Consider the following 20,329-nt stretch of genomic DNA (forward strand, 5'->3'; position numbering starts at 1 on the left):
AATGGCTGCACATTTTTCAGCCCCCGTCCTGAAGCCGCGCCTCTATGAAAGGGGCATGAGCGATGGCCTGAAACCGGAGGGATACGTCGACCCTGACCGCGAATTCGTGGCAATTCTTAATGCTCCATCCGGCCCTGTCGAACTCGGCCCATGGGTTTCGGAGCACCGGGCCGCTCTCGAAACACTGATGGCGAAAGCAGGCGGCATACTGCTTCGGGGCTTTTCTTTGAATACTCCTCATGCCTTTGGCGAGGGGGTAAGAGCTTTTGGCCGCGATCGATTGCCCTATCTTGAGCGCGCTGCGGTCCGCTCTGAAGTGGCCCCCGGAGTATTCACATCCACGGAATTCTCCTCCGATCATTTCATCGATCTGCATCATGAAATGTCGTTTGCCAGAGACTTGCCGGAGCGCATCTTCTTTTTTGCCGAAACACTTGCAGAAACCGGCGGCGCCACACCGCTTGCCGACGAACGGGCGGCGACTGCCAAATTCGATGCCGCGATCCTGAAAGTCTTTGAGGAACGAGGCGTCATCTATGAACGCAATTTCCGTCCGGAGATCGACATGGACTGGCGTTCCGCCTTTCAGACGCAGGATAGAGCAGACGTCGCCGCCTATTGCGAAGCCAACGGCACGCAATTCGAATGGCTAGGGCCAGAACATCTTAGGACACGCCAACGCCAGAAGGCATTCGCAAGGGTGCCTGCGACGGGCGATAAACTGTTCTGCAACCACGCGCATCTTTTTCATACTGCGACCCTCCCGCCTGGAGTCCTCGCATCACTGATCGAAGAGTTCGGCACAGAGAACCTTCCTCGCCGCGTCTTCTTCGGTGACGGGTCACCCATACCCGATGCAATGATCCACGACATCCGGGCAGTTTACGCTGAGGAAACGCGAACCTTCGACTGGCAGCGACATGATGTGCTGGCGCTGGACAATCTGATCTGCCTCCACGGTCGCGCTCCATTCACCGGCAAGCGTACGACCCTTGTCTCCATGACGACACTGGTCTCGAGGGGTGTGTGATGAATTCCCAGATCGACACTGCCGAGACATCCGCACTGATCGAAGGCTATCCACTTTCACCCTTGCAGCAAGCCATCGCCGGCACAGGCCGCAGCGTTCTTCGGCAAGTCTCATCAGTTCAGCTCCGCTGGCCGCAGCCCGTAGACAAGAATGAAGTCATTGCGCTCCTCACGAAAAGGATCGCCTCTCAGGCAATGCTGACCACCCGTATCGTTACATTCGGTCAACCGCCTGTTTCTCTTCAGGTTCCGGGCGAAGGCCGTGTGGCCTGGATTTGCGAGACATCGGCAGATGCGTTCGAGCGACAGCTGATCCAGCCGTTTGACCGCGAGGCGACCGAAACACTTCGGATCCTGATGGAGGGAGATGACGAAAAGATCCACCGCCTCGCCCTGCTTGCCCCGACGGATGTGACAGATCCGGATGGACTTGTTCTGCTTCTTTCCAAGGAGGAGGCAATCCCGACACTGACCTACCAGCACTTTTCGGAGTGGGCTCTCCAGGCGAAGAACGAGAATACGCCGGAGACAGTTGCTCCCCTCACGGATCTGGACCTGGGAGTGTCTCTGGAAAAGGGTATCTTGCAGCAGTCGAGCTCCATGGTGAGCCATTCAGGCCGCCTCGGATCTGCGGAAGCGTGTCTTGCCGGTCTTGCGGTGCTCGGACCCTATTTCGCCCAAGATCAGAGCGAAAGCATAACGGTTTCACTCAGTACTGATGGTCGCCTCTTCAGTGAATTTTCAGGCATGGCCGGGCCGTTTCGGCTTGGCACGCCGCTGACTGTTTCTCGGGTCATCCCGCAACTTCAGGAATCATCCAAGGCGCTTGAAAATCAGCTGGATCAAAACGCGCTTGCCATTGCGACCGGTGCCGCATCTGCCCCTGTCGATCCGCCCCTCATCATATCCATCGTGACAATCCCGGATCTTCACCCCCTGTTTTCCGCGGCCACTCTCTCCTTCCGGGAATGTCCGGCAGCGCCACTCGTTCTGTCACTACGCCTGTCGGACGGGCGGACTGATATCGAACTGTCGAGCTGCGTTTCCAGCCTTTCTCCGGCTGTACTTGCGGACCTGGCAAAACGGACGGCGGATGCGATCACACGCGGCGCCAGCAACAAGGGATGCAGCGGGTCGCAGCTTGCCGGTTTGGCACCTCCAGCCTTGGCGCCCATTTCGCCCATAAAGGGCACGATCTGGAAACGTTTCGAAGATCTTGCGCTCGACGAGCCCACCAGAACGGCACTCATAGCGGATCGTAGCTATAGTTTCGGCGAAGTGCGTGATGCTGCCGAACGTCTGGCAAGCACACTTCAGAAGAAGTTCGGTCCCAAAGGACGCATACTCCTTTTTGCAGATCGATCCTTCGGCGCCGTGGTCTCGCTGCTTGGAACGCTGAGAGCTGGATTAACTCCAGTGCCGGTTCTAAGGGAATATCCAGACGAGCGGATTCGTCACATCGCGGCAAGGTCAGATGCACTTGGTGCCGTTGCGGAAGCGGGAGAGTTCGAGCGCGCAAGCCGGATCATGCCGGGCAAGGTCTTGCCTGCGATTGGGCACGAGCCCCAACCCATGGCCGATTTTGCCGGATCGGGTGAAGATGAAGCCTACATCCTCTTTACGTCCGGCTCTACCGGTGAACCAAAAGGTGTGGCTGTACGACAGTCGAGCGTCCTCAACCTCGTCGATGCCCTCAAGGACAGGATTTATGGCAGGACCGGACCTGGCCTGCGGCTTTCCATCAACGCACCGCTCGCGTTCGATTCCTCGATGAAGCAGGTCTTCCAGATCATCCTGGGCCATACCCTCGTGCCGGTGCCGGCCGAAATCCGTGCCGACCCGGAGGCGATGATCGAGTTTGCTGCTGATATGCAACTCGATGCGCTCGACGTGACACCGACCATCCTCAGGGCGATGATTTCAGTCGGCTTCGGATCGAATCCGGAGAGGATGCCTAAGCGCCTTCTGGTGGGTGGCGAAGCCTTCGACGCGGCTCTTTGGCGCGAAGCACGCAATTGGAGGAATACCGATACCTGGAACGTTTATGGTCCGACCGAGGCGACGGTCAATACGCTCGTCGCTCGCGTCAAGGACCATGAAGCCCCGACCCTTGGCTACCCCCTCGCAGGGATCTCGGTTGCGGTGGTCGATGCTTCTGGCAATGAGTTGCCGCAGGGAGCTGCGGGTGAACTCATCATCGCCGGTAGAGGTGTGGCGCTTGGCTATATCGGCGCTTCAGAAAAGGACAATCTGCGCTTCAGCTCGCTGCCGAACGGAGTCAGGACGTATCGTACCGGCGATTATGCTCGTCAGCTAGCCGATGGCACGATTGCCTTCATCGGACGCCGCGACGATCAGGTCAAGGTGGGTGGACAAAGACTGGAATTGGGCGAGATCCAAACCTGTCTGTCGCGCCAGCCGGGTGTTGCAGAGGCTGTTGTCCTCATCGACAAAAGTCAGGAAGGCAATCCGCGGATCGTGGCAGCTGTCGTACCGCGCGAAGAAAACAAGCTGCCGGATCTTCCCGATGCGGTCTACGTCGATCTGCCGACCGGGCACAGGATAGCAAGTCTCAATGCGTCGGAAACGCGCTATCAGTTTCGGGAGATCTTTGAAGACCAGATCTACACCGATCCTCGTATCATTTATCCGGAAGACGCAGTCGTCTTCGACGTGGGAGCGAATCTCGGCCTGTTTTCGCTGTTCGTCGCATCCCACATACCACGGGCAAAAATATATTCATTTGAACCGCTTGCGCCAATCCGCGAAAAGCTGGCCAACAATATTGCAAGATACGCGCGCAACGTCACGATCTTGCCCTACGGCCTATCGGACAGGGAGCGCGAGGTCGGCTTTACCTACTATCCTGGCTACGCGATGATGTCCGGCCAGCGCGACTATGCCGATGCCGGGGCCGAAAAAGCCGTCATCACAACCTATCTTGGTAACGCTGCCAACGAAGGTGATGGCGAAGCCCGCTTGCTGGCTGACCATATTGAAGAGGTTCTCGAAGGCCGTTTCGACGCTCAGATCCACGAGTGCCGGTTGCGACGCCTGTCGGACGTCTTCGATGAAAACGGTCTGGACAGGATCGACGTCCTGAAGATCGATGTGCAACGGGCAGAGCTGGATGTCCTGCGCGGTATAGATGAGCGTCATCTTCGCAGAATTCGCGCCATTTCGATGGAACTACACGACGACCCCTCCGGCGTGACCGCCGGTCGTGGCTCCGTCATTTCGAATATGCTGGAACAGGCCGGGTTTCAGGTCGATCTGCGTCAAGACCCGTTACTCCAAAGCACCGACCGCTGGAACCTCGTGGCCTGGCGGACCGATCTGGCGGAGCCTCGGCAACACATCACGATACCGTCGACTGTTCATCGCCTTTTCGGCGGCGTTACCAGCCGCAGTCTCCTGACAGCACTGCAAGCCGAACTCCCGCCCTACATGGTTCCGCGCGCGCTGCGCGTCGTGTCGCAAATACCACGCACGCCCCAAGGCAAGCTTGACAAGGTGGCGATCCTTTCCTCGCTGGAAGAAGAGACCGAGATGGATACAGTGTCCGTAAATAGCCTGCCACCCGTCGGTGACAGTTCTTCGAACCCACCGGCGATCCAGCCGGAAATCGTCACTCGGGAACAACCGAATACGGAAGCCCTGCTCTCTATCTGGCGGGAGGTGCTCCGCAGACCTCAACTGACCGAGCGAGACGATTTTTTCGTCAATGGCGGCGATTCCATCCGCGCTATTCTCATGCAGTCGAAGGCACGGGCAGCTGGCATCAACATCACTCTCCGAGACCTTCATGCCCGTCCGACTGTCACAGGTCTGCTGGCTACAACCGGTACATCTGAATCGCAACCTCAACCAACGGTCAAGATTTCCGAGCCAAGTCCAGTTTCCGGGTCCCCTGCCGCTAATGAAGCAACGCATGCACTGCTGGCGATTTGGCGAGATGTTCTCCGCAGGCCTCAGTTGACGGAAAAGGACGATTTTTTCGTCAACGGCGGAGATTCCATCCGCGCAATCCTCATGCAGTCAAAGGCACGGGCAGTCGGCATCAACATCACTCTTCGCGACCTTCATGCCCGTCCAACGGTCGTCGGTCTCCTGGGAGGTTTGCGGCCGGCCCCCCATCCTTCCACAGAGATGGTTACTGCCTTGCCCTCTCCTGCAGCCGCCTCAGTCGCGCCGCCGGCCCCGGCGCTTGCGGTTGAACGACGGTGGCCAGCGACAGGCATGCAAAGGTTAAAGCTTTCGGCCACAGCGGCGAGACAGGATGCCCAAGTCTACCATAACGCCACGATTACACCTGTACATCTGCCGTTTAGCGCCACGGCGTTTTCCGATGCCCTGGCAGCCATCCGAAAGGTCCACCCCATCTTGACGGCGCATGTCGCGCTGTCCGGTGATAGCGTCGATTTCGTCTTCAATCCGCGGCGCGCAAACGGAGATTATTCCTATCTCGATATTTCCGCTGCCGCGATAGCCGAGCAGGAACAGATCATAAAGGCAGAAGTCCTTGAGGAGCGCGAAAAGTCTTTCCCCTTGTCTGAGGGAAATCTGGTTCGCTTCAAGGTGATCAAGCGCAACAAGGATCGTTTCGATCTTCTTGTGGCAGAGCATCATGCTGCCCTTGATGGCTACAGTCTCAATGCCATCATCCGCGAACTGGTCGAACGGTTCCGCGGGTCAAAGGTTGAAACCACGGATGATCTCGCAGTGTTCGCCGCCGTAGAGGCCGAGCAAAATGCCACGGATCGATCGCAGGCGAGCAGAACCTTCTTCGGAGAAAGGCTCGAAGGCCTTCCTTTCCGGCCATTGGCGCCACCGCGTGCCCTCGCCGACAGCGCTGATATGCGACAGGTGGATGTCCTTCAATCGCAGGAAGTCTTTCGGCGCCTGAACCAGATCGAGAATATGGGCGATGTGTCCACCAAGGGCCTCTTCTTTGCGATGAACATCGAGGCTCTTACCCGCGCGCTTGGTGAGCGCCCGAGCCGCATCGGTGTCGTGTTTTCGCTGCGCCCGGAGGTCGAGGGATCCCTGCTTGCGATTGGCAACTTCCTGAATGTACTGCCGGTACCGACGGGTCCGCGCACGGACCTCGTGGAGGCAGCAAGACAATTCGATCGGTTTGACCGTTCCGCCTTCCAGCATAAGGCAGCCTCATTCGAGCGCCTCGCAGAGTGGTTTGGTTCGGCAGCACATTTTGACACGGTCTTCAACTTCATCCAGTTTGCGGAACCGGACAGCAAGCGCGGGGATGTGCACGAAACGGAGCAACGGTTCTTTGCAGTAGACGCTATGGTTCCGCTCTCTGTCGATTGGGATCTATCCGGCGACAGCCTCGTACTCGGCTTCCAATACGATGCCAAACGTCTGGACGCTGCAACGGTGGAGCGACTGGCGTCCTCATTCAGGTCAGTTGTGGCCGAATGGCTGGGGCCGACCGCATCGAATGTCAGCGGAAACAGAACTCAGTCCATATCGCAGCTGCACGCGGTGCTGCGCGAGGCAATAGGCGAGCTACCCTCGCCGTCCGCTCGCCTGTCCGATCATGCCTTGGGATCGCTTGAAAAAGTTCAACTGGCGCGGAAGCTGATTGATCGGACGGGTATTGCCTTCCCATTGTGCGAGTTCCTGCCTTTGCAGACGCTTGGCGAACTGGAGCAATTCGTCGAGCAAAAAGCTGGAAATTCGACGATTAACTTGAGCTTCATCGAATTGACGGCACCCCGGCACGATCCACCCCGCTTGCGCATCGTCGGTTTCCAACCGGTCGGTGTCGCCGGATCCATCTTCGACCCTTGGTGCGACCTGGTCGGCGATGATGTCAGCATCCACGCTCTTCGTTGGCCGGAGTTTGAGGGCAATCCGGCAAGTCTCGGGTTCGAGCGGTTTATCGCTTCCCTCACGGAGGCGGTCGGGATGCTCGGCAACGAGCCAATGATCTTCGTTGGAGGTTGCTTCGGTGCAATCCTTGCCTACGAAGTGGCCTGCCGTCTGAAAGTCGGTCCACACGCGATGGTTTTCATCGGATCTGGTGCTCCGGCGCAGGATGCGCGGGCTCCTCTCTACCATGAAATGACGGATGTCGAACTGAAGGCTGAGTTGGTCCGCCTGAAGTCCATGCCTCAGAGCTTTCTGGAGAATGAGGAGATCCTGGTTCCCGTATTCAAGGCTCTGCGTGGCATGGCCGCCATAGCGACGACGTGGAGCCCTCGCCTTGATGTTCTGGCTGAGTGCCCAATTACCGCCGTCTGGCCTCAGCAGGATGCAGGCGTTTCAAAGCGTGCGATGCTGGACTGGGCTAACCTGACCTCGTCAGGTTTCAAACTGACGGAGATACCGGGAGAGCATGCGGTCCTGGTGGATGATCCACTTGGCGTCTGGAAAGTGGCGGAATTACAGAACCTCATCAGAACGCATTGATCGACATGCCCGATAAAGAAGCACGATCGGCGACGTCATCAGGCGCGCCGATCCGACCTCCGCAAGATGAACCGAAAGGAATTTGAAAATGCCCGTCATCACCTTTGAAGCAGGCGCCATGAGCGACGATGTCAAGGCAGAACTCTTGACCCGCCTCACTGACGTGGCAGTCGAAGTCACCGGCATTCCGAAGCATCTTTACTTCGTTTCGATCCATGAGCTCCCTGATACGCATATTGCCGTGGGCGGCGTAAGCGTCGCTGACATCAAGCGCGACCTCAAATCCCGGCAAACCTGAGGACAGGTGTGCACCTCGACCTGATCGAGCCTTGAAGCCAGCCGGGAACCAATTTTCGATGAATATACTAGTACTGAGCCAGTTCTCGGAAGCCATTGCATATGCCTTGCCTGCCAGCAACGCAACGGTTCGCTTTGTGAGCCAGTTTTCAGGTTATGATCCGATTGAGGACCATAAATCGCAGCCGTTCGATCTGCTTGTAAGCTTTGGATATAACCGCCATTTGCCGGTGGACCATCCGCGGATGGCTGGCATCCGCGCAATCAACCTGCACACCAGCCTTCTTCCTTATGGTCGGGGCCTCAACCCCAACTTGACGGCCTGGCTGAATGGTGAACCGCACGGATTGAGCATCCATGAAATCTCGTCTGAATACGACAGGGGTGACATCATCTTTCAGCAGCGGCTGGTTGACTGTTTCGACATGGATGCGGAAACCTTACGCTCGACATACGAGCGCAAAATCGCTCTTGCCATCACGTTCCTTGCTGACGCCTGGCCCGATCTCGTTGAAAACCGGTATCGTGTCCGGCCGCAACCGCAGGGCTATGGCTCCTTGATGACGGCTCGCGCCCTGAAGGCCTATCGACCTGTTCTGGCTGAATACAATGATCGTCCGCTTCGTGACTTCATCACGGCCGTTCGTCAGGGGAAGATCGATCGACTGACGTCGGATCTCAGTTGCTTTGCGAAGACACCAGCGGAAACTCTACAAGGCTCATTTGCCTGAAGTGAGCGCTTGTCACGTTGCGACGAGTACTTCAACGCCGCGCCGCTCAAACTCCTTCGCGACGCGATCCGGAATGCCATCATCCGTGATCAGGGACTGGATCACGTCAAGCGATCCGAGCCGCGTGAACGAGGAACGTCCGATCTTGGTGGAATCGGCTACCAGGTACACATGCGCTGCTGCCTTGATCATCGCTTCCTTGAGCTGAAGATCTGCAAAACTTGGGTAGGTGAGACCTGCTTCCAAATCGACACCGGCGGTGGCAAGGAAGAGCTTACCGGCAAAGATGTTACTGAAATATTCGACTGATTTGTCACCCGACAAGGACAAGGTGGGCGACTTGAACTGCCCGCCCGGCATATGGACAGCAAACGTCGGCACCGCGCCGAGAATGATGGCAATGTTCAATGCGTTGGTGATCAGCGTCAAGTCGCGGCGGTTTGTCAGCCGCATGGCGATCTCGGTTGTCGTCGTGCCAGCATCGAGGATCAGCGTTTCGCCATCCTTCACCAGACCGGCAGCCAAAGCGCCGATCTTGCGCTTCTTGTCCATGTTCTCCTGATGATGCAGCGTCATGGTGCCGGTCTGCGGCGCTGCCGAATTCAAATAGGCGCCGCCATGCTCGCGCGTAATGAAGCCGTCATTCTCCAGGCGCTCAAGATCCTGACGGATTGTCGCTTCGGAAACATGGAAGGCGGTTGCCAATTCGCGAACGCGGGCCGAACCCTCTTCCTGCAGCCATTCGAGAATGCGCCGACGGCGTGGCTCGGAGAGCAAGCCGATCATGGATTCGGAAGAATCGTTCTCTGCCTTCGCGTCCATGTCCCGACAAACCTCAAATTCCGCAAGCAAACCGCAATGTTTCGATCTTAACCCACGGCTCCCTTACAACAAGTGCCCGCCGGTTGAAATCCTCATCACGCTTGACTTTGCAAGACGACCCGAGCCTGCAGCTTCTGCTGCACCTGATCGACCACGACGGCGGCAATGATCACGAGCCCCTTGATGACCGTCTGCCAGAAAGAAGAGACACCCATCATGATCAGGCCATCGGCCAGGATACCGATGACGAAAGCCCCGACGATGGTACCTCCGATGCGTCCGCGCCCACCGGACATGGAGGTTCCGCCCAGAACGGCAGCGGCAATGGCGTTGAGTTCGAAAGTCTCCCCCGTGGCCGGATGGCTCGCCTGCAACTGCGATGCAATGATCAGACCGACCAGGGCAGCACAGAAACCCGAGAACATGTAGACAAAAATCTTGATGCGATCGACATTCACGCCGGAAAGTGCCGCACCCCGTTCATTGCCACCGACCGCATAGATGTGACGACCAAGCGGCGTGCGCGTTGCAAGATAGGCGGCGGCGAGTGCGACCACGACCATGATCCAGACTGAAAGCGGGAATCCAAGCAGGGTTCCCGAGCCGATTAGCTTGAACGTGTCGGAACCATAGTCCGGATTGCCCGAAAGATTCGGGAAGGTCCGTCCATCCGAGAAGAGCAAGGCTGCGCCGCGGGCGACGTAGAGCGTGCCGAGTGTGGCGATGAAAGGCGCAACATTGAGCTTGGTAATCAGCAGTCCGTTGATCAATCCGATGAAGACACCGACGACGGCGACAATCAGGCAGATCTCAATCGTGTTGAACTGCAGGCTCCAGCCGATCTGCAGGTCGATGCCGTAAAGAACCAGCCAGCCGGCAACCATCGCACACAGGCCGACGATCGAACCGACAGACAGGTCGATGCCGCCAGAGACGATGACGAAGGTCATACCAATCGCAAGCAGCGCGTTGAGCGCCACATGCTTCGATATGATCAGCATGTTTGCCCCGGTCAGGAAGTTTGGCGCGGCGAGCGCAAAAAAGGCGAAGACCAGGATAAGGGCGACAAATGTTCGCATCTTCAAGAGAAGCAGCAGCATAGAGGTTTGCGACGATGCGTCGGCGACTTTGCTGCCTTGGGTGATGACGGGACTGCTCATGAGGATTTGACCTTGTTGAGATTGGGCGTCGCGGCGGAGATCACCTCCGCTGCCGCGGCACCGGCCGGAAAGTCGCCAGTCAGCCTGCCATTCGCCATGACGAGAATGCGATCGGAAAGGGCGAGGACCTCTTCCAGATCCGAGGTAACGAAAAGGATCCCGAGGCCGTCAGCGGCCAGTTTGCGCATGGTTCGGAAGATTTCGGCTTTGGCGCCGATATCGATCCCCCGCGATGGCTCATCCATCAGAAGGATGCGCGGCCGGGTCATGAGCGCTTTGCCAATCACGACTTTCTGCTGATTGCCGCCCGACAGGCTGGAGACCGGATGCTCCATACTTGCGATCTTGATCGCCATGCGCTTGACGAATTCTGCAGCCTTTCCAGCTTCCGCCTTCAGGCTCAGATGAAAGATACGCGTAAAGTCGCCGAGCGACGAAAGCGTCAGGTTTTCACGGATACTCATGATCTGAACCAGACCATCGCGCTTGCGGTCCTCCGGGATGAGCGCAAGACCACGCCGGATACGCCCGGATACGCTGCGTTCCGTGACGCGCTCTCCAGCGATAAACAGCCTGCCAGTCGACGCCGGATGCTGGGCCATGATGCACTCCAGAAGCTCAGACCGTCCGGCACCCATCAGCCCATAGAGACCGACGATCTCTCCTGATCGAACCGAAAGCGACATATGATCGACCACGTAGCCGCCAGCGGGACTGGGTAGAGAGACATCTTCGACGCGAAAGATCTCATCGCCGAGTGCGTGGTGCTCAGTCTTCGGAAATTCCTTGGATGCGCTACCGATCATGTTGGCGACGATCCAGGGAACATCGACGCCTTCCATGGAACGCGCGCCGGTGATCACGCCGTCCCGAAGCACGGTGATGTAGTCCCCGATACGGATCAGTTCCTCGAGCCGGTGGGAGATGTAGACAATGCCCACGCCTTGACGCTTCAGGTCACCGATGACGCGGAACAGTACTTCGACTTCGGTCGCAGACAGGGCGGACGTCGGCTCATCGAGAATGAGGATGCGAGCGTCCTCGGCAAGCGCCTTGGCAATCTCCACTATCTGTTGCTGGCCGATCCGCAAATTGCCCAACGGCGTGTCGGGATCAATATCCTGCTCCAGACGCTTCATCAGTGCCGCGGCAACAGCGCGCTGGGCACTCCGGTCGATATGGACACCACCGACCGTCTTCTCGTGCCCGACGAAGATGTTCTCTGCCACCGTCAGATTGGGAAAAAGATTGAGTTCCTGGAAAACAATGCCTACGCCATGACGTGCCGCATCGGTGCGGTCAGCGAAAACAACCGGCTTGCCGTCAAGCGCGATGGTTCCCCCGTTTAGCCGCTCAACACCTGCAATCACCTTCATCAGTGTCGACTTGCCGGCACCATTTTCGCCAACCAAAACGTTGACCGCGCCCATCCGTAGATCGAAGTCAACATTCTTGAGAGCCTGTGTTCCCGGATAGATCTTGGACCCAGAGCGGATCGTCAGGCCGATGGGATGCGTTTCGCTCATGGCATGACCTCGATGCGCACAGGCGTCACAAGCGGCTTTTCGCCCGCAGAGCGAAGAACGGTCGCACCGAGAAAGTCGACCGTCTTGCCGTTCAACGGCTTATCGGCAGGTATGGTCGAAACAGCCCGATCGTTCAGCGCCCGGCCAAGGCGGGCATATTCGATCTGATCACGGAATGCGGAAAAATCATAAAGCGGCGTCACATCACGCAGCGCCGTACCTTTGACCACCGGGCCAAGCTGCAGGATCACATCAGCGGTCCCGTCACCGTCGAGATCAACTTCGGCCACGGCGGCCTTCGAGACGCGGTTTTCAACGATCACCTTGCCCCTACCCTTGACAGCGAAGTTCCACCCACCGCCGGCACCGCCGACACGCAGGCCGTACTGGCTGCCCGTGCTATCCAGTCCTGATTTCAGCGCATCGCGCAGCGCCAAGAGATCGACTGCTTTCTCCGACAAAGCCGGAAGAAGTTTCGCCTCGAAGCTTTCGGATACGAGCGTGGCGATGGGATCGGCAGCAGACGCGTCAGCGCTCTCCGTTTTGACCAGCTTGCAGCCCGACAGGCTCAACGCGACCGCAAGGCCCGTTGCAAACAACATGGGTTTCATCTTTGGACGACCACTTTACTCAGCTGGGATGCCCCCGGGGCGCAGACGCACCGGGGGACCTTGTGGACCATGTGTCAGGGCTTGAGAGCAAAGGTCTCAAGCTTGCCGGCATTGCTTTTGTTGATGAGAATGCAGTCCATCAGCTGCTTTTCTTCAACGCCGGTGGAGCCGGTCTTGATGAACTTGTGCGCCTGTTCGACGGCCAACTGGGCCTGTTGATAGGCAGGCTGCAGAACGGTTCCCTTGATGCCGTCCTTCAGGATCGAGTCGCGGACATCATTGGAGCCATCGAAGCCGACGACGATGACATCCTTGCGACCCGCCGCTTGGAGTGCCGCATAGGCGCCCATGGCCATCGTATCATTGCCCGAGATGACGCCCTTGATATCGGGATGCGCCTGCAGGATCGATTCCATGACCGTATAGGCTTCGGTCTGTGACCAGTTCGCGGTCTGGCGAGCCACCATCTTCATGGTCGAATATTGATCGATCACATCGTGGTAGCCCTTCGAGCGAATGCCCGCATTCGTATCCGATTCCTTGCCGACGAGTTCGGCATAGTTGCCCGCCTCCTTCATCAGCTTGACGAACTCTTCCGCCCCGAGCTGTGCACCTTGGTAATTGTTCGAGACGATCTGAGAGACAGCCACTCCGGTCGTTGTGATTTCCCGGTCGATCAGGAAGGACGGAATCCCCTTGTCCTTGGCTTTGCGAACGGCTGCGACGGAAGCGTCGGCACCGGCGTTGTCGAGAATGATTGCTTTCACTCCCGCAGCAATGGCCGAATCGAACAGTTCGTTCTGCTTATTGGCGTCGTCATTATGGACCATGACCATCGTCTTGTAGCCAAGCTCCTTGGCCTTGGCGGCCGCACCGTCGGCTTCTGCCTTAAAGAATGGATTGTCGTGGCTAGGCGTGATGATCGCGATGGTATCGGCCGCGTTGGCGAAGCACGGCGCCAGGCCGGACAGGGTCAGTACGCAGACGGATACGAGCAAACGGCGTGAAATTTTCATGAGAAACTCCCTCTCTCCCAGTCACCTCCTCGTGACTTGTCGTATTTTCTATCGATTGATTTCGATTATTGTCAATATATTTCTGTTCCTTTCTCAATTTACGCAGATTTCTCGGCGAGGTATCGCGGGTTGCGGACTACTATTTGGATATTCAAGGCAGAAACGAAAAACTTTGAAGGTTGCTTCGGAATTTCGCTTGTCGTTGTTTCGAATTTGTGGAAGATATCGACATCAAACGATACCAAATGAAATAAATTCGCAAAAATTCTGAGGCGCGTGGATCGCGTCGGAGGCCCATATACACCGGGTTGGCGGATGGATTGCGGAACTGGAGGAGATAGACCATGACGACGCAACGCTTCGGTGCCGGGATCTGGCATTTTGCAACCTATGTCGATCGCTACGCGACCGACGGCTACGGCACGCCCCGCAGCGTCATCGACGCAATCGACCTGGCCGGACAGGTGCGCGACCTCTCGGTCGTCGATATCAACTACCCGTTCTTCGGAGGCGACTTCACCAGTGCGGAAATCAAGACGGCCCTCGACCGCAACAATCTCGGCGTTATCGGCATTACGCCTGAGATCTACACGCGGGAATTTTCAAAGGGCTCCTTCACCAATCCGGATGCTGGCATACGCAGGCGCACCCATGAGCTGGTGACGGAAGCCTGCGATCAGGTTCGCTATTTTGGCGCCGACTATGTAAAACTCTGGCCGGGGCAGGACGGCTGGGACTACCCCTTCCAGGTCGACTACGGCACCCTTTGGCAACATTCGCTGGATGGCGTCGGCCAGTTGGCAAGCGAAAATCCGGATCTGAAGTTCGTGATCGAGTACAAGCCGCGCGAGCCGCGGGTTCGCATGAGCTTCGGCTCTGTCGCACGCACTCTTCTCGGTATCGAGAAGATCGGCCTGCCAAACATTGGCATTCTCCTCGACTTCGGTCACGCAATTATGGGTGGAGAATCCGCCGCCGACAGCGCACAGCTTGCCATCGACTACGGTCGTCTGTTTGGCATGGACGTGAACGACAATTACCGCAGCTGGGATGATGACCTCGTCGCTGGCAGCCTGCATCCGATCGAACTCTTCGAGTTCTTCTATGTACTCAGGAAGAACAAGTGGGAGGGTGTATGGCAGCTCGACCAGTTCCCCTTCCGCGAGGACAGCGTTGCGACCGCCAATCACGCCATCGACTTCCTGAAAGCCGCAGACACGGGCCTCGATACCCTTGATCTCGACGCTCTTAAGGAGGCCCAGAGCCGACACGATGCCATCTCAGCCTTGCGGATCGCTCAGAAGGCTCTCTTCGGCGCCCTCTGAGCGCCGGATGCTGTATGAGTCGCATCAGACGGAAAGGCTAGTTGAATGCTGAAGAACGATACCGTTCAGACCATCCGCGAGAAGGCACTATGGATGCGCCGTCGCGCCTTCAAGATGGTCCATGACGCCCAGCTCGGGCATCCGGGCGGAGACTTCTCCGCCATCGATATTATTGCCACGCTCTATTTCGGCGTCATGCAATACGATCCAACGAGACCGGACCTCGAAAGCCGTGACCGGTTCATCATGTCGAAAGGACACGCTACAGGCGCGCTCTACACCGCACTCTGTGCGGCCGGATATTATCCCGAAGATTGGCTCGCGACCTACATGCAGCCGAATTCGAAACTGAACGGCCATCCGAACAGGAACTATCTGCCGGGCGTTGAAACCAACACGGGACCACTTGGCCATGGCATGCCGGTCGCACTCGGAATTGCCATCGCCGCGCAAATCTCCGGACAAACCCATCGCACCTTTGTTCTGACCGGCGACGGCGAGTTGCAGGAAGGATCGAACTGGGAGGCGGCCATGACGGCCGGCCATCGCAAGCTTGAAAACCTGACGTTGATTGTCGATCGCAACCGTCTTCAGCAGGGCATGGGCACTGAGGATACCAACGGGCTGGATCCCCTTGATGAAAAGTTCGAGGCATTCGGCTGGGACACCGTGATGATCGACGGCCATGACATCGGCGCTCTTCTCGACATCCTGGCTGCTCCGCGCATTGGCAAGGATCGCCCGCTTTGCGTCATTGCCAATACAATCAAAGGAAAGGGTGTCTCCTTCATGGAGAACAAGGCATCATGGCACCATGGTGTGCCGAACGCTCAGCAGTATGAAACAGCCTTGGAGGAATTGGTCTGATGGCTGCTCCCGCCAAGAAACAGGAAGGCTTTCACGATTGCCGTGATGCCTGGGCTCGCGCGCTCGAGGAACTCGCCACCCGGGATCCGCGGATCGTGGCGGTCGTCAACGATTCCGTTGGCTCGTCGAAACTGGGCAGCTTCCAGAAGGCGTTTCCCGAGCGCCTCATCAATGTTGGCATCGCCGAGCAGAACATGGTCGGCGTTAGCGCCGGTCTTGTCAACGGCGGCAAGATTCCCTTCGTATCGGCAGCCTCATGTTTTCTCACTGCCCGCGCACTGGAACAGATCAAAGCCGACATTGCCTACGCAGGCTTCAACGTAAAACTCATCGGCCAGTCGTCCGGCGTCGCCTACGGTGAGCTTGGCCCGACGCACCATTCCATCGAGGATTTTGCCTGGCTCCGTCCGCTGGACGCAATCACCGTGATCGTGCCCGCAGACGCCTGGGAAACAGAGGAAGCGGTCAAATGGGCAGCAGCCCATGACGGTCCAGTCTATCTGCGACTGAGCCGCATGCCGGTGCCAGATCTTGATATCAGAGACCGCGTATTCCGCCCTGGAAAGGCTGAACTCGTTCGAGACGGTAGCGACGTCACGCTGATCGGATGCGGAACCACCGTGCATATTGCAGCGCTCGCGGCGGAAAAACTTCTCGCCGAGGGCATTTCTGCTCGCGTACTCAACATGGCGACACTCAATCCCCTCGACGAGCAGGCTCTAGCCGCTGCAGCGAATGAAACCGGAGCGATTGTGACAGTAGAAGAAGCCAATATCCGCGGCGGTCTCGGCGGTGCAGTTGCCGAATTCACCGCCGGACATCGGCCGGTCCCAGTGGAGCGGGTCGGGTTTCCCGGCTTTGTCGTCACGGGTTCGGTGGACTTCCTTTTCGAGCATTACGGAATCACGTCCGACGGGATCGCTGCGGCGGCGCGCCGCGCGATTGCCCGTAAACGGTGAGTGTGATGGCGCAAGATATCCCGCTGATCCTCGCCATAGACCAGGGTACGACCAACACCAAGGCCGTGCTCGTCGATGCCGCTGGCAAAGTTCTTGCCAAGGCGTCTGCACCGCTGGCATCGAGTTACCCTCGGCCGGGCTGGGCCGAACAATCGGCGGATGCCATCTGGGCGAGTGTCCAGTCAGTTATTGCAGACATCGTTTCGGGCGATCACGGTTTCATCGCCGGCATTGCCATCAGCAACCAGAGGGAGACTTTGGTAGTCTGGGATGCGGAGACCGGCGAACCGCTGGCTCCTGCCATTCTCTGGCAGTGCCGCCGGACAGCGAAAGACTGCCATGCACTGATTGATGCGGGACAGGATGCGGCCGTCGCAGATATCACCGGGCTATCCATCAACGCCCTGTTCCCGGCTTCGAAGCTCGGATGGGTGATGGGCAATATCGCGTTGGCGCGGGATCTTGCCGAAAAGGGGGGCTTGAGAGCAGGTACTGTCGACACCTGGCTTCTCTTCAAGCTGACGGCGGGCCATGTTTTCGCGACCGACCATTCCAACGCTTCGCGCACAATGCTTTTTGACACCGCGAAACTGGAGTGGAGCACGCACCTCTGCAACTTGTTCAAGGTGCCTGTCTCGGCGCTCCCGCAAGCCCTGCCCTCGAATAGTCGCTTCGGCAAAACCGCGGCAGGAACAACCGCGCTATCCGCCGATACGCCGATCCTGACCATGATTGGTGATAGTCACGCAGCACTCTACGGCCACGGCGTTCGCGCTCCCGGTCTCGTGAAGGCCACGTATGGCACGGGTTCGTCACTGATGACACTCACCGAAGGGCGCGTTTTATCCCGGCATGGTCTCTCGAGCACCATTGCCTGGTCCGATGAACGCGGCGTCGCCTATGCTCTCGAGGGCAACATCACCGTCTCGGCACAGGCAATCGCCTTCGCTGCGACCTTGCTCGGTTTGGATGGCCCCCGCGCATTGTCGGATCTCGCGCAATCTGTCTCTGATAGCGGCGAGGTGGTTTTCGTCCCGGCGCTTGCCGGTCTCGGCGCACCGCATTGGACCGATGATGCGACAGGTACAATCTCCGGAATGACCCATGCGACGACGCCGGCTCACATTGCCCGTGCGACAATGGAGGCCGTCACACTTCAGATCGCCGACGTCTTCAACGCCATGCAGCAGGACATTGGTATGGCCCTGTCTGGACTGATGGCAGACGGTGGTGCTTCGACCAACGACTTTCTCATGCAGTTGCAGGCCGATGTTCTGAATCGGCCCGTCCTGCGAGGCGACCAGCCGGAGGTCGGCGCTCTTGGCGCAGCTGCAATGGCATTTCGCGCTCTGGGCATTACGGCACCTCAGCCCTCCCATGCCCGTCATTTCGAACCGGGAACCATGCAGGCGAACGCTCGGATCACTCTGCTGGCGCGCTGGCATGAGGCAGTCACTCGGGTAAAGTCGCAAGGTCAGGTGCAAGGCGACAGCCGCCACCCTGCGCCTGTATTCTATTAAGCCACACCCGGATGATTGATCGTCAGGAAGTGGCGAACGACCGGCTTTTCCGGCCCCGAGTGGTAGGCAAGCACCTTTCCCTGCAGATCGGCGTCGGCGTTCGATACCCGCTTGTGCTGACGAAGGTGCTCAGCCCAGGACTCGACCATGAACCACTCGACGATCTTTTCAGGATCGGCTGAATCTTCGGTGACACCCCAGCCATAGGCTCCGTCACGACGTCTTGCATGCGAGAGGTGGTCGAGCGCGTGCAGGAAGGCACTGCGGTTTTGCTTCTCTATCTTGTATTCGATCAGGATCAGAACCGGGCCGCGGTCATGGGCAACAGGCTCTGCGACAAGCGGCTCCGGCCAGTGGTTTGATGGCACGAGGTCCGCATCGCCTGCCGGCAGTTTGATACGGTGCATGACGGAACCTGCGATCAGCAAACCCGCAGCGCCTATGAGCAGGGTCGACCGGATGCCGACCACCTCACCAACAGCACCCCAGCCGAGACTGCCAGCCGTCATCGCGCCGTTGAAAACAGTGAGATAGACGGCGAGACCGCGACCGCGAACCCAGTTCGGCAGTACCGACTGTGCGGTGCCGTTCAGCGTCGTCAACGCAGTGATCCAGGCGGCACCAAGAAAGAGCAAAACAGTGATGGCGACGACTTTTGGCGGTGCAAGCGCAAGAACTGCCATGACCATTGCCGTTATGATGGCCGCGCCGAGAAGCAGGCCGTCGGAACTCAACCGTTGCCGCAGCCTCGGCATCAACAGTGCTCCACCAATTGCTCCCGCGCCGACCGCGCCGAGCAGGATGCCGTAGAAGCTCGCGTCGCCACCCAAAAGTTGCCGGGCAACCAGAGGAAGGAGCGCCCAAACCGCGCTGGCAAAAGCAAAGAAGATCGCCGCACGCAGCAGAACCACATGCAGAGGCCTGCTGGAGCGCGTGTAGCGAAGGCCCGCCCGGAAGGCACCGAAGAAGTTTTCCTGAAGTGCGTCAGTGGCGTTTTTGGCACGCGGCCACCAGATGAGAGCGGCAATGACTACAATGTAGCTCGCAACGTCCGCCCCGTAGGTTATCCCAGCACCGAAAGCCGCGAGAAGCAAACCGCCCGCGGCCGGCCCGATCGAACGGGCGATGTTGATGCCAAGCGAATTCAGGGCAACAGCGCTCTTTACGTCTTCTCGCTTGACCAGTTCGGGCACGATTGCCTGCCAGGTCGGGCCCATCAGCGCCGCGCCAACGCCACCCAGAAAGGTCAGTCCGATCAGGGCACTGACCGACAGCATGCCCGTCTGGGACAGGACCATCAGCGAAATGCTGACCGATGCCAGAAGGAGCTGCACGGCGATCAGGAACTTGCGCCGGTCGAGGATGTCGGTGAGAACGCCTGCGGGGATGGCGAGAAGGAAGATCGGCAGTGTCCCGGCTGCCTGGACCAGGGCAACCGCGGCTGGCGATGCGGACAGGTCCGTCATCAGCCAGGAGCTTGCGACATCGCGCATGAAACTTCCGGTATTACCCAAAACGGTTGCTGCCCACAGAACAGCAAAGACGGGCTGTGCAAGAGGCGCAAAAGTGCCTCCGGGCGCTCTGGTCGGGCTCATTTGCCTGCTCCTTTGGTGAGGTCGTATGCGGCAACGAAAACGAACGCGCCAGCGAGACCCAGATGTTCGAAGAAGGCGTTCGTCGCCATCATGCGCTCCATTCCGGGCGTCATCTCCCAGAAGCGCAGGGCGATGAAGGTAGCGAGGATGGTGAAGCCAGCCAGGGCGAGTGCGCCGACCCAGCGGAAGAAGCCTGTGACGACCATTGCAGACGCCACCAGTTCAAAGACGATGACGGTGACCGCGAAGAAGGCTGCCGGATGCAGACCAAAATGATCCATCTCGGCAAGCGCGCCACCGAAGTCGGCGATCTTGGTCACCGGCCCCTGGATGTAGGCAGCGCAGAGCGCAAGGAGCGCGATCGTCCGTAGTGCGGATGCAGATGCAATCTCAGTGAGAATGCTGCGTGGTTTGGAGTAGGAGATAGCGGTCATTA

15 protein-coding genes are annotated in these 20,329 nt (G+C 58.3%); 8 read left to right on the top strand and 7 right to left on the bottom strand.

Annotation, left to right across the window (positions count from 1 at the left end; genetic code table 11):
- Position 1: 1 nt before the first annotated feature.
- The 4 genes from G6N80_RS04380 to G6N80_RS04395 all read left to right on the top strand — a co-directional run bounded on the left by G6N80_RS04380 (position 2) and on the right by G6N80_RS04395 (position 8,492).
- Positions 2 to 1,030: a TauD/TfdA family dioxygenase gene (locus tag G6N80_RS04380; RefSeq protein ID WP_165131583.1), complete on the top strand. Its 1,029-nt coding sequence runs from the start codon at positions 2 to 4 to the stop codon at positions 1,028 to 1,030.
- Positions 1,030 to 7,464, top strand: a complete 6,435-nt coding sequence (locus G6N80_RS04385) for an FkbM family methyltransferase (RefSeq protein ID WP_165131586.1) — start codon at positions 1,030 to 1,032, stop codon at positions 7,462 to 7,464. The genes G6N80_RS04380 and G6N80_RS04385 overlap by 1 nt, the downstream gene beginning before the upstream one ends.
- Before the next feature lie 88 nt (positions 7,465 to 7,552).
- The gene (locus G6N80_RS04390) at positions 7,553 to 7,762 is read left to right on the top strand and encodes a tautomerase family protein (protein ID WP_062556339.1); all 210 of its coding nucleotides are present in this window, start codon (positions 7,553 to 7,555) and stop codon (positions 7,760 to 7,762) included.
- A gap of 58 nt (positions 7,763 to 7,820) precedes the next feature.
- Positions 7,821 to 8,492: a formyltransferase family protein gene (locus tag G6N80_RS04395; protein ID WP_165131589.1), complete on the top strand. Its 672-nt coding sequence runs from the start codon at positions 7,821 to 7,823 to the stop codon at positions 8,490 to 8,492.
- A gap of 12 nt (positions 8,493 to 8,504) precedes the next feature.
- Here G6N80_RS04395 and G6N80_RS04400 read toward each other — a convergent pair whose 3' ends face one another.
- From G6N80_RS04400 to G6N80_RS04420, 5 genes are all read right to left on the bottom strand, one after another.
- Complete coding sequence (locus G6N80_RS04400; RefSeq protein WP_082547295.1) at positions 8,505 to 9,314, bottom strand: DeoR/GlpR family DNA-binding transcription regulator; 810 nt, start codon at positions 9,312 to 9,314, stop codon at positions 8,505 to 8,507.
- Positions 9,315 to 9,409: 95 nt separating this feature from the next.
- Positions 9,410 to 10,474: an ABC transporter permease gene (locus tag G6N80_RS04405; protein ID WP_165131592.1), complete on the bottom strand. Its 1,065-nt coding sequence runs from the start codon at positions 10,472 to 10,474 to the stop codon at positions 9,410 to 9,412.
- Complete coding sequence (locus G6N80_RS04410) at positions 10,471 to 12,000, bottom strand: sugar ABC transporter ATP-binding protein (RefSeq protein ID WP_165131595.1); 1,530 nt, start codon at positions 11,998 to 12,000, stop codon at positions 10,471 to 10,473. Before G6N80_RS04410 ends, G6N80_RS04405 begins: the two co-directional genes overlap by 4 nt.
- Positions 11,997 to 12,602 carry a DUF2291 family protein gene (locus tag G6N80_RS04415; RefSeq protein WP_200958474.1) on the bottom strand — a complete coding sequence of 202 codons (606 nt, stop codon included), beginning with the start codon at positions 12,600 to 12,602 and terminating at the stop codon, positions 11,997 to 11,999. The genes G6N80_RS04410 and G6N80_RS04415 overlap by 4 nt, the downstream gene beginning before the upstream one ends.
- 83 nt (positions 12,603 to 12,685) lie before the next feature.
- Positions 12,686 to 13,627 carry a D-ribose ABC transporter substrate-binding protein gene (locus G6N80_RS04420; RefSeq protein ID WP_062556334.1) on the bottom strand — a complete coding sequence of 314 codons (942 nt, stop codon included), beginning with the start codon at positions 13,625 to 13,627 and terminating at the stop codon, positions 12,686 to 12,688.
- A 344-nt stretch (positions 13,628 to 13,971) separates the two neighbouring features.
- Here G6N80_RS04420 and G6N80_RS04425 point away from each other — a divergent pair, with 344 nt between their 5' ends.
- Genes G6N80_RS04425 through G6N80_RS04440 form a run of 4 tightly spaced genes read left to right on the top strand, consistent with a single transcriptional unit; the run spans position 13,972 to position 18,298 of the window.
- On the top strand, positions 13,972 to 14,952 hold the full coding sequence (locus G6N80_RS04425; protein WP_062556333.1) for a sugar phosphate isomerase/epimerase family protein: 981 nt from the start codon (positions 13,972 to 13,974) through the stop codon (positions 14,950 to 14,952).
- A gap of 45 nt (positions 14,953 to 14,997) precedes the next feature.
- Positions 14,998 to 15,819 (top strand): transketolase, encoded by an 822-nt coding sequence (locus tag G6N80_RS04430; RefSeq protein WP_062556332.1) that lies wholly within the window; start codon positions 14,998 to 15,000, stop codon positions 15,817 to 15,819.
- Positions 15,819 to 16,778, top strand: coding sequence for a transketolase family protein (locus tag G6N80_RS04435; RefSeq protein ID WP_165131598.1), 960 nt, complete (start codon positions 15,819 to 15,821; stop codon positions 16,776 to 16,778). The genes G6N80_RS04430 and G6N80_RS04435 overlap by 1 nt, the downstream gene beginning before the upstream one ends.
- Before the next feature lie 5 nt (positions 16,779 to 16,783).
- Entirely contained in the window at positions 16,784 to 18,298 is a 1,515-nt protein-coding gene (locus G6N80_RS04440; RefSeq protein WP_165131601.1) for an FGGY-family carbohydrate kinase, read from the top strand.
- On the opposite strand, the gene G6N80_RS04445 is transcribed toward G6N80_RS04440, so the two are convergent.
- Together G6N80_RS04445 and G6N80_RS04450 are read right to left on the bottom strand one after the other, a co-directional pair.
- On the bottom strand, positions 18,295 to 19,893 hold the full coding sequence (locus G6N80_RS04445; protein ID WP_062556329.1) for an MFS transporter: 1,599 nt from the start codon (positions 19,891 to 19,893) through the stop codon (positions 18,295 to 18,297). The two genes, G6N80_RS04440 and G6N80_RS04445, sit on opposite strands and share 4 nt — an antisense overlap.
- Positions 19,890 to 20,327, bottom strand: a complete 438-nt coding sequence (locus tag G6N80_RS04450) for a DoxX family protein (RefSeq protein ID WP_165131604.1) — start codon at positions 20,325 to 20,327, stop codon at positions 19,890 to 19,892. The genes G6N80_RS04445 and G6N80_RS04450 overlap by 4 nt, the downstream gene beginning before the upstream one ends.
- Positions 20,328 to 20,329 lie beyond the last annotated feature (2 nt).

This window comes from Rhizobium rhizoryzae, assembly GCF_011046895.1.
GTDB lineage: Bacteria > Pseudomonadota > Alphaproteobacteria > Rhizobiales > Rhizobiaceae > Neorhizobium > Neorhizobium rhizoryzae.

Coding starts and splice junctions, on each gene's coding strand:
- G6N80_RS04390 (WP_062556339.1), top strand. CDS start 7,553: ATGCCCGTCATCACCTTTGAAGCAGGCGCCATGAGCGACGATGTCAAG.
- G6N80_RS04395 (WP_165131589.1), top strand. CDS start 7,821: ATGAATATACTAGTACTGAGCCAGTTCTCGGAAGCCATTGCATATGCC.
- G6N80_RS04420 (WP_062556334.1), bottom strand. CDS start 13,627: ATGAAAATTTCACGCCGTTTGCTCGTATCCGTCTGCGTACTGACCCTG.
- G6N80_RS04415 (WP_200958474.1), bottom strand. CDS start 12,602: ATGTTGTTTGCAACGGGCCTTGCGGTCGCGTTGAGCCTGTCGGGCTGC.
- G6N80_RS04450 (WP_165131604.1), bottom strand. CDS start 20,327: ATGACCGCTATCTCCTACTCCAAACCACGCAGCATTCTCACTGAGATT.
- G6N80_RS04440 (WP_165131601.1), top strand. CDS start 16,784: ATGGCGCAAGATATCCCGCTGATCCTCGCCATAGACCAGGGTACGACC.
- G6N80_RS04405 (WP_165131592.1), bottom strand. CDS start 10,474: ATGAGCAGTCCCGTCATCACCCAAGGCAGCAAAGTCGCCGACGCATCG.
- G6N80_RS04410 (WP_165131595.1), bottom strand. CDS start 12,000: ATGAGCGAAACGCATCCCATCGGCCTGACGATCCGCTCTGGGTCCAAG.
- G6N80_RS04385 (WP_165131586.1), top strand. CDS start 1,030: ATGAATTCCCAGATCGACACTGCCGAGACATCCGCACTGATCGAAGGC.
- G6N80_RS04400 (WP_082547295.1), bottom strand. CDS start 9,314: ATGGACGCGAAGGCAGAGAACGATTCTTCCGAATCCATGATCGGCTTG.
- G6N80_RS04380 (WP_165131583.1), top strand. CDS start 2: ATGGCTGCACATTTTTCAGCCCCCGTCCTGAAGCCGCGCCTCTATGAA.
- G6N80_RS04430 (WP_062556332.1), top strand. CDS start 14,998: ATGCTGAAGAACGATACCGTTCAGACCATCCGCGAGAAGGCACTATGG.
- G6N80_RS04425 (WP_062556333.1), top strand. CDS start 13,972: ATGACGACGCAACGCTTCGGTGCCGGGATCTGGCATTTTGCAACCTAT.
- G6N80_RS04435 (WP_165131598.1), top strand. CDS start 15,819: ATGGCTGCTCCCGCCAAGAAACAGGAAGGCTTTCACGATTGCCGTGAT.
- G6N80_RS04445 (WP_062556329.1), bottom strand. CDS start 19,893: ATGAGCCCGACCAGAGCGCCCGGAGGCACTTTTGCGCCTCTTGCACAG.